The sequence below is a fragment of the Streptomyces sp. NPDC097619 genome (assembly GCF_040302735.1).
GTDB lineage: Bacteria > Actinomycetota > Actinomycetes > Streptomycetales > Streptomycetaceae > Streptomyces.
Genome location: NZ_JBEOSD010000102.1, coordinates 19755 through 29366, shown reverse-complemented (window position 1 = coordinate 29366; position 9612 = coordinate 19755). Strand labels below are relative to the sequence as shown.

Here is a 9612-nt window from a genome sequence, read left to right as displayed (position 1 = left end):
CGCGTGGTATCTTCTGCGGCCCCCCCCCGGCGGGCGGGTTCGGGGGTGGGGGGCCCCGCGGGGGGGGGGGGGCCCCGCGGGGGGGGGGCGGGACCGCACGGCTCAGCCCTCCTCGGGCTCCCGTCCCGACCGCCGCCACTGCACCAGGCCGGCCGTCGCGGCGCCCGCGGCCACCAGGCCCAGCAGCGCCCAGTCCGGGACCCCGTCCGCCAGCTCCCGTACCCGCTGCTCCACGGCGAAGCTGTCGTCCACGTCCAACAGCCCCGGCAGCGAGGCCGCCCCGTCGTAGACGAGGAACAGCACGCCCAGCGTGATGAAGAACAGCCCCGACAGCATCGAGGTGGTGTGCAGTCGCAGCCGCCCCAGGACCAGCTCGCGGCCCCGCAGCCAGCGCCGCTTCCCCAGCCCGAACCGCTCCCACAGCACCGCCAGCACGAACAGCGGAACCGCCATCCCCAGGGCGTACACGGCGAGCAGGACCCCGCCGTAGACCGGGTTCCCGCTGACCGCGGCCACGGTCAGCACGCTGCCGAGGATCGGGCCCGCGCAGAACCCGGCCAGCCCGTACACCGCGCCCAGCGCGTACACCGACAGGGCCGTGTCCGGGCGGATCCGGCCGGACAGCTCCGCCATCCGCCGGGAGGCGAAGCCCAGGCCCAGCACCTGGGCCGCGCCCAGCGCGATGATCAGCCAGCCCCCGGCCAGGACCAGCTGGTCGCGGTGGCCGTGGAAGAAGCGGCCCGTGAGGGAGCCGGCGGCCCCGAGCGGCACCAGGGTGGTGGCCAGGCCCGCGTAGAAGATCCCGGTCCGGGCCAGCAGCCGGGAGGCCGAGTCCACGGAGTAGGCGAAGAAGGCGGGCAGCAGCAGGGCGCTGCACGGGCTGAGGAGGGCGAGGAGCCCGCCGAGGAAGGCCGCGAGGTAGCCGATCTGCATCGCGGCCCCCTACCCCTGGGTGCGGGGCCGGTCGGCGGCCATCTTGACGGCGGCCGTGAAGTACTCCAGGGGCTGCGCCCCGGAGACGGGGTGGCCGTTGATGAGGAAGGAGGGGGTGGAGCGGACCCCGATGCGGGCCGCCTCGTCCTGGTCCTTCTTCAGGGCCGCGCGGGCCTCGGGGCCGTCCGTGTCCTTGAGGAAGCGGTCCAGGTCGGGCACCCCGGCCTCCTCGGCGAGGGCCTTGAGGCGGTCCGGGCCGAAGCCCTGCTCCTTGACTCCCTCGGCGTAGGCGGCGGCGTGGAACTGCTGGAAGCGGCCCTGGCGGCCGGCGGCCCAGGCGGCGCGGGCGGCGGCCTCGGACTGCTCGCCGAAGATGGTGGCGTTGCGCCACTCGATGCGCAGGGTGCCGTCCTTCACGTACTTCTCGATGAGGGCGGGCGCGGTGTCGCGGGCGTGCTTGGCGCAGTAGCCGCACTGGTAGTCGGCGTACTCGATGAGGACCACGGGGGCGTCGGGGCGGCCCACCGCCATGGCGTCCGCCGGGTCCCGGCGGGCCAGGGCCAGCAGCTTCGGGTCGGCGGCCTCGGACCAGCTCTGGCCCTGGCCCCGCGGGGCGCCCTGGACCGTCGTGCCGGCCTCCTCGGGCTTCGTGGCCGCGTAGGAGAGCAGGGCGAGGGCGGCGGCGGCCACGGCCACGCCGGCCGAGATGAGCAGGGGCTTCACGGACCGGGGCATGAAGTAAGGGCTCCAGAGCTTGTGAACGGCTTACGAAATCCGGCGACCGGAGGGCCGGTTCGTCTGAGGTCGTCCCGGAATGCTACGGGGTGGCCCCACAAATGCGTTCGCCGGACGGAGGGCAGGGGTGGGATCATCGAGCAGGTATGTCTACTTCCTTCGCCGCCCTGCAGACCCAGCTCGGTGAGATCTCGCTCCGCGACGCTCACCGGCTCGGCCGTCGTCTCGAAGGCGCCCGCCGCATCCGCAAGCCCGAGGCCCGGCAGGCCGTGCTCGACGAGATCGCCGCGGAGGCCGCGAAGGCCGCCGAGCGGATCTCCCGGCGCGCCGCCCGGATGCCGGAGGTCACCTATCCCGAGTCCCTCCCGGTCAGCCGGAAGAAGGACGAGATCGCCGAGGCGATACGCGACCACCAGGTCGTGATCGTCGCCGGTGAGACCGGTTCCGGCAAGACCACGCAGATCCCCAAGATCTGCATGGAGCTGGGTCGGGGCGTCCGGGGCATGATCGGCCACACCCAGCCCCGCAGGCTCGCCGCCCGCACCGTCGCCGAGCGGATCGCCGAGGAGCTGAAGTCGGAGATCGGCGCGACCGTCGGGTGGAAGGTCCGCTTCACCGACCAGGTGGACCAGGACGCCACCTTCGTGAAGCTGATGACCGACGGCATCCTGCTCGCCGAGATCCAGACCGACCGCGAGCTGCGCGCCTACGACACGATCATCATCGACGAGGCCCACGAGCGGTCCCTCAACATCGACTTCCTGCTGGGCTACCTGGCCCAGCTGCTGCCCAAGCGCCCCGACCTCAAGGTCGTGATCACCTCCGCCACCATCGACCCCGAGCGCTTCTCCCGGCACTTCGGGGACGCCCCGATCGTCGAGGTCAGCGGGCGGACCTACCCGGTGGAGGTGCGGTACCGGCCGCTCCTGGAGGAGGACTCCGAGGAGGCCGACCGGGACCAGATCACGGCCATCTGCGACGCCGTGGACGAGCTCCAGGGCGAGGGGCCGGGCGACGTCCTGGTCTTCCTCTCCGGCGAGCGCGAGATCCGCGACACCGCGGACGCCCTGATCAAACGGAAGCTCCGTTTCACCGAGGTGCTGCCGCTGTACGCGCGACTCTCGCACGCCGAGCAGCACCGGGTGTTCCAGCGGCCCGGCCCCGGCACCACCCGCCGGATCGTGCTCGCCACCAACGTCGCCGAGACCTCGCTGACCGTCCCCGGCATCAAGTACGTGATCGACCCGGGCACCGCCCGCATCTCCCGCTACAGCCACCGCACCAAGGTGCAGCGGCTCCCCATCGAGCGGATCAGCCAGGCCAGCGCCAACCAGCGCAAGGGCCGCTGCGGGCGCACCTCGGACGGCATCTGCATCCGGCTGTACTCGGAGGACGACTTCCTCGCGCGGCCGGAGTTCACCGACGCCGAGATCCTGCGCACCAACCTCGCCTCGGTCATCCTGCAGATGACGGCGGCCGGGCTGGGCGAGATCGAGAAGTTCCCCTTCATCGACCCGCCGGACCACCGCAACATCCGCGACGGCGTGCAGCTGCTCCAGGAGCTGGGCGCCCTGGACCCGGCCGAGAAGGATCCGAAGAAACGGCTCACCACCATGGGCCGCAAGCTGTCCCAGCTGCCGGTGGACCCGCGGCTGGCCCGCATGGTGGTCGAGGCGGACAAGAACGGCTGCGTGCGCGAGGTCATGGTGATCGCCGCGGCCCTGTCCATCCAGGACCCCCGCGAGCGGCCCTCCGACAAGCAGACCCAGGCCGACCAGCAGCACGCCCGGTTCAAGGACGAGACCTCCGACTTCCTCGCCTTCCTCAACCTGTGGCGGTACGTCCGCGAGCAGCAGAAGGAACGGGGCTCCTCCGCCTTCCGCCGGATGTGCAAGCAGGAGTACCTGAACTTCCTGCGGATCCGGGAGTGGCAGGACATCTACTCCCAGCTGCGGACGGTCGCGAAGACCATGGGCATCCACCTCAACGAGGAAGACGCGCCCGAGCAGTCCGTGCACGTCTCGCTGCTGGCGGGCCTGCTCTCGCACATCGGCCTCAAGGACACCGACAAGAACGAGTACCTCGGGGCGCGCTCCGCGAAGTTCGCGATCTTCCCGGGTTCGGCGCTGTTCAAGAAGCAGCCGAAGTTCCTCATGTCCGCCGAGCTGGTGGAGACCTCCCGGCTGTGGGCCCGGGTCAACGCGAAAGTGGAACCGGAATGGGTGGAGCCGCTCGCCCAGCATCTGATCAAGCGCACCTACAGCGAGCCGCACTGGGAGAAGGACCAGGCGGCCGTGATGGCCTACGAGCGGGTGACCCTGTACGGGGTGCCGATCGTGGCCCAGCGCAAGGTCAACTACGGGCGGATCGACCCCGAGGTCTCCCGCGAGCTGTTCATCAGGAATGCCCTGGTGGAGGGCGATTGGCGGACCCACCACAAGTTCTTCGCGGACAACCGCCGGCTGCTGGCGGACGTGGAGGAGCTGGAGCACCGGGCCCGCCGCCGGGACATCCTCGTCGATGACGAGACCCTCTTCGACTTCTATGACAAGCGGGTCCCCGAGCACGTGGTCTCCGGGGCCCACTTCGACTCGTGGTGGAAGCACAAGCGGAAGGAGGAGCCGGAGTTCCTCGACTTCGAGCGGGAGATGCTCCTCACGGAGAAGGCCGCCGGGGTCACCAAGGCCGACTACCCGGACTCCTGGCGCCAGGGCGCGCTGAAGTTCCGGGTGACGTACCAGTTCGAGCCGGGCGCGGACGCCGACGGCGTCACCGTGCACGTCCCGCTCCAGGTGCTCAACCAGGTCACGGACGAGGGCTTCGACTGGCAGATCCCGGGCCTGCGCGAAGAGGTGGTGACGGAGCTGATCCGCTCGCTGCCCAAGCCGATCCGCCGCCACTACGTGCCCGCCCCGAACTTCGCGGCCCGCTTCCTGGACTCCGCGGTGCCCCTCCAGGAGCCGCTGGTGGTCACACTGGCCCGGGAGCTGCACCGGATGGTGGGCGTGCCGGTCACGGCCGCGGACTTCGACCTGACCCGGATCCCGGACCACCTCAAGATCACCTTCCGGATCGTCGACGAGCGGCGCCGTACCGTGGCCGAGGACAAGGACCTGGAGGCCCTGCGGCTGCGGCTGAAGCCGAAGGCCCGGCAGGCCCTCTCCAAGGCCGCCGCCGCCACCGCCGAGCGGTCGGGCGGCGAGTCCCTGGAGCGGGCCGGCCTGACGGACTGGACCCTGGGGACCCTGCCGCGGGTCTTCGAGACCCGTCGGGCCGGGCAGCCGGTCAAGGCGTACCCGGCGCTGGTGGATGAGGGCGCCACGGTGGCCGTCCGGCTCTTCGACACCGAGGCCGAGCAGCAGCAGGCCATGTGGCGGGGCACCCGGAAGCTGATCCTGCTGAACATCCCGGTGAACCCGGCGAAGTTCGCCTCGGACAAGCTGAGCAACCAGCAGAAGCTGGCCCTCTCCCGGAACCCGCACGGCTCCGTGCAGGCCCTCTTCGAGGACTGCGCCACCGCCGCCACGGACCGGCTGATCGCCGTGCACGGCGGCCCGGCCTGGGACGAGGCCGCCCACCGCCGCCTCTTCGACGCCGTCCGCGCCGACCTGGTCGACACGACCGTGCGGACCGTCGGGCAGGTCCAGCAGATCCTGGCGGCCTGGCAGGCCTGTGAGCGGCGCGTGAAGGCCACCGGCAGCCTGGCGCTCCTGAACAACGTCCAGGACGTCAAGGCGCAGCTGGCGGCCCTCATGCCGGCCGGGTTCGTCACCCTGACCGGGCTGAAGCGGCTCCCCGACCTGATGCGCTATCTGGTCGCGGTGGACCGCCGGCTCCAGCAGATGCCGACGGGCGCCCAGCGCGACACCACGCGCATGGAGAAGGTCCACGAGATGCAGGACGAGTACGCCTGGCTGCTGGAGCAGTTGCCGAAGGGACGACCCGTCCCGGAGGCGGTCACGGACATCCGCTGGATGATCGAGGAACTGCGGGTCAGCTACTTCGCGCACGCCCTCGGCACGGCCCATCCGGTGTCCGACAAGCGCATCGTGAAGGCCATCGACGCCGTGGTCGGGAGCTGACGGCGGGCGGGTTCGACCGCACCCCCTGAACTGCTGTACAGTCTTGTTCGCAGCCGCTCAAGCGGTCGCGAACAAGGTCCTGTGGAGCAGTTGGTTAGCTCGCCACCCTGTCAAGGTGGAGGTCGCGGGTTCAAGTCCCGTCAGGATCGCCTCGAACCAGGGGCCCGTATCTCGGATACGGGCCCCTGGTCGTTTTCGCGTTCCCGGACGACGCGCGCCGTCGCGTCCGGGCCCCCGCCCGGCTGTGCGTGTGCTCGCCCGCGCGCCCGCCCGCTTCCGTACCGCCGGCCCGGCTCCCGGGAACACGAATGCGGAATCCTTTCTTCCGTTCGAGCCCGAGCCCCGGAATCCCCCTCCCGCATGACCGGTCTCGACCGGCCGGTCCCCTTACGGGTGCAATGCCGGATGTACAAGAGTCATCAGATGTGACGGGTGTCACCGAATGAGTTTCAGAACCGGCGGCATTTATCGCACCTATACGTGCCCACAATTTAATATGTGCAATTGCACCTCTCCGGAGGGGATCCACCGGGAGCCCTCACGGACCCCCCTCCTCTCCCCTCCGACCCATCTTCCCCACCCGTTCCGGGGGTATAAAAAAATCGCGCTGGACCCGGCGGAGTCCAGCGCGATCAACGGCCTGGTGAACCTGTTGGGGCAGGCTCGGCCTCATGAATCAGGTGGGCTTATCGGATTGGGGGATCCGTAAAGCCCGGTAAAACGGGGTGCTGCCGTGCTTGTCAGCCTTCGCTGCGCTGCTGCGGAATTCCCGCGAGCAGGGCGCGAACCTCGGCCTCGCGGTACCGGCGGTGCCCACCCAGGGTGCGGATGGACGTGAGCTTGCCGGCCTTGGCCCAGCGGGTAACCGTCTTCGGGTCCACGCGGAACATGGTGGCGACCTCAGCCGGGGTCAGCAGCGGCTCGGCATCAGGGGTGCGAGCGGTCATGAGCGGCCTCCTCGGGAGAACCGAACCATCTCGGTTCTTTCCTCTAAATTCTGCACCTTGGCCCGCGTTGCCCGAAATGGACATACGCGGGCCGAGTCGGTTATAGGACGAACGGCTTGTCCTCGGCACTACAACTACACCATCCGTCCAGCCTCGTAGGCCAAACCGATGGAATTGCCCTCTGAGGTGTTCATCAGCGACGGAAGCCGATGGACCCGCCCATAACGGACAGTCACCCCACAGTGACGATCAGTCACACAGCGATCGGGAGCCGCAAGACCCCCCATAGAGTGCAATACCGAGCATTCCGCCCTTAGATGGGCGGAAGGAACCCTCCCCGGACTCCTTGTCCTATTTTGGCACGAGGGTAGGGGAACGGCGCAAGGGTGAAGTTAGTGCGGTCCGTCACGCTTGGGCCAATGGCCCGGATCGGGACGTAGGTCCCGGCACTAGGACCCGAGTGTTGGCCGGAGTCCGGAATGGTCGCATCCATCCGGCGTCTCCACCAGCCCCCTTTTGCCGACCGGACACTCGGAGGCCCCCCGACCGGGCCTCCCCGACCCCCTCCGGACACGCCTCGGGGCCCCGCGCGGCCCCCGGCCCGCGCCCCCGCCCGCCCGCGCTCCGACCTGCTCAGTTGGCGAAGAGCCGCTCCCGGACCGCCCGCCAGCGCGCCGCCAGCCCCTCGTACGCCTCCCCCGCCGCCTCCGCGTCCCCTGCCGCCAGCGCCCCCAGCCCCGCGGCCAGTTCCGCCGCCGAGCGGTCCTCGGCCAACGCCTCCGCGGGCAGCGCGTGGACCAGACCGCCGTAGTCGATCTCCACCAGGGACCGCGGATGGAACTCCTCCAGCCAGGTGCCCACCTCCACGAGTCCCGCGGCCAGCTCGGTCTCCCCGCGGTCCTCCTCCTCCGCGGCCTCCCTGAGCACCCTCAGGGCCCGCGCCAGCCGCCTCCTGGCCTGGACCATCGGTGTCCGGTACCGCAGGCTCTCCCCGGGCGCGTACTCCCGCTCCTCGTCCGCCACCAGCACGAACCAGCGCAGCGGCACCTGCCAGACCGCCGTGCGGATCCACGGCCGGGCGTCCGGGTTCCGCTCCCGCCAGCGTTCGTAGTCCGCCTCGGCCTGCCGGCGGACCACCGGGGGCAGCGCCGCGTCCAGGACCGGGGCCGGGAACTCCTCCGACAGCTCCCGCAGCGCCAGCCAGCCGCGCAGCCGGGTCCGCCACGGACAGACCAGCAGCACGCCGTCCACCGTGACCGTGAAGGCGTCCCCGCTCTCGTGCACCGGCACGCCCACCGGCGGCACCGGGGTCAAGTCCGCCAGCGACCGCCGCAGTTCGTCCTGGTAGGTCGGGAAGGAGCCGCGCCGCGCGTACTCCGCCCAGTGGGCCCGCTCGGGCTCGGGAAAGGCCGCCAGGGGCTCGTAGACGCGCAGGTAGGAGGCGTACGGCACGACCAGCGCCGAACGGGCGCCACGCGGCCGGGAGCCCGGGAGTTCAGAGGAATCCGTCACCCTGCCGTCCTCCCCCGCGCGGAGCCCCGATACTCCGGGGGAGGGTGATCCCCGGCACTCGGCCCCGCCGGGGCCCCGGCACGTCTTACCCTGCTCCTACCCGCCCTCCCCACCCGCAGGAGGGCCTTTCCGCCGCATCTCTTCCATGGGAGTCACCACCGTGACCGAAATGACCGCCGGCGTCCTGCACACCCTGTTCCGCACGGAGCAGGGCGGCCACGAGCAAGTCGTGCTGTGCCAGGACCGCGCCACGGGCCTGAAGGCCGTCATCGCCCTGCACGACACCGCCCTGGGCCCCGCCCTCGGCGGCACCCGCTTCCACGCGTACGCCTCCGACGAGGAGGCCGTGCTCGACGCGCTCAACCTGTCCCGCGGCATGTCGTACAAGAACGCCCTGGCCGGACTGGACCACGGCGGCGGCAAGGCCGTGATCATCGGCGACCCCGAGCTCCTCAAGAGCGAGGAACTCCTCCTGGCCTACGGCCGCTTCGTGGAGTCCCTGGGCGGCCGCTACGTGACCGCCTGCGACGTCGGTACCTACGTCGCCGACATGGACGTGGTCGCCCGCGAGACCCGCTGGGCCACCGGCCGCTCCCCCGAGAACGGCGGCGCCGGCGACTCCTCCGTACTGACCGCCTACGGCGTCTTCCAGGGCATGCGGGCCAGCGCCCAGCACCTGTGGGGCGACCCGACCCTGCGCGGCCGCAAGGTCGGCGTGGTGGGCGTCGGCAAGGTGGGCCACTACCTCGTCGAGCACCTCCTGGAGGACGGGGCCGAGGTCGTCATCACCGACGTCCGCACCGAGTCCGTGCAGCGGATCCTCGACAAGCACCCGCAGGTCACCGCCGTCGCCGACACCGAGACCCTCATCCGCACCGAGGGCCTCGACATCTACGCCCCCTGCGCGCTCGGCGGCGCCCTCAACGACGACACCGTCCCGGTGCTCACCACGAAGATCGTCTGCGGCGCGGCCAACAACCAGCTCGCCCACCCCGGGGTCGAGAAGATCCTCCAGGACCGCGGGATCCTCTACGCCCCCGACTACGTGGTCAACGCGGGCGGCGTGATCCAGGTCGCCGACGAGCTGCACGGCTTCGACTTCGACCGCTGCAAGGTCAAGGCCACGAAGATCTTCGACACCACCCTGGAGATCTTTGCTCGCGCGAAGTCGGACGGCATCCCCCCGGCCGCCGCCGCCGACCGCGTGGCGGAGCAGCGGATGGCCGACGCGCGCGCCGCGCGCACGGCCTGAGGCCCGTACCGGCGGCCCGTCGGACGCGGCGTGGTGAGACTCACTGCGCTTCGGCGGGTCGCCGGGCGATAAGAGGCTAAAATCGCAGCTGACCAGCGAGTACAGGGCGTCTCGCCGGCACTGCGGCGAGGCACGTCATGCGGGCGGCGTA

General features: G+C 70.9%; 6 protein-coding genes and 1 tRNA gene. 3 read left to right on the top strand and 4 right to left on the bottom strand.

Annotation, left to right across the window (positions count from 1 at the left end):
- Window positions 1-102 precede the first annotated feature (102 nt).
- Window positions 103-933 (bottom strand): cytochrome c biogenesis CcdA family protein, encoded by an 831-nt coding sequence (locus ABTZ17_RS24775; RefSeq protein ID WP_352197898.1) that lies wholly within the window; start codon window positions 931-933, stop codon window positions 103-105.
- A 9-nt stretch (window positions 934-942) separates the two neighbouring features.
- Window positions 943-1668 carry a DsbA family protein gene (locus ABTZ17_RS24770; RefSeq protein WP_352197897.1) on the bottom strand — a complete coding sequence of 242 codons (726 nt, stop codon included), beginning with the start codon at window positions 1666-1668 and terminating at the stop codon, window positions 943-945.
- A gap of 146 nt (window positions 1669-1814) precedes the next feature.
- Here ABTZ17_RS24770 and hrpA point away from each other — a divergent pair, with 146 nt between their 5' ends.
- Entirely contained in the window at window positions 1815-5750 is a 3936-nt protein-coding gene (gene hrpA, locus ABTZ17_RS24765; RefSeq protein ID WP_352197896.1) for an ATP-dependent RNA helicase HrpA, read from the top strand.
- 75 nt (window positions 5751-5825) lie between these two features.
- Window positions 5826-5899: transfer RNA gene (locus tag ABTZ17_RS24760), tRNA-Asp, on the top strand.
- A gap of 591 nt (window positions 5900-6490) precedes the next feature.
- Here ABTZ17_RS24760 and bldC read toward each other — a convergent pair.
- Entirely contained in the window at window positions 6491-6697 is a 207-nt protein-coding gene (gene bldC / locus ABTZ17_RS24755; protein ID WP_020869672.1) for a developmental transcriptional regulator BldC, read from the bottom strand.
- A 633-nt stretch (window positions 6698-7330) separates the two neighbouring features.
- Window positions 7331-8209 carry a DUF8083 family protein gene (locus tag ABTZ17_RS24750; protein ID WP_352197895.1) on the bottom strand — a complete coding sequence of 293 codons (879 nt, stop codon included), beginning with the start codon at window positions 8207-8209 and terminating at the stop codon, window positions 7331-7333.
- A 145-nt stretch (window positions 8210-8354) separates the two neighbouring features.
- Here ABTZ17_RS24750 and ABTZ17_RS24745 point away from each other — a divergent pair, with 145 nt between their 5' ends.
- Complete coding sequence (locus ABTZ17_RS24745) at window positions 8355-9461, top strand: Leu/Phe/Val dehydrogenase (RefSeq protein WP_352197894.1); 1107 nt, start codon at window positions 8355-8357, stop codon at window positions 9459-9461.
- Window positions 9462-9612 lie beyond the last annotated feature (151 nt).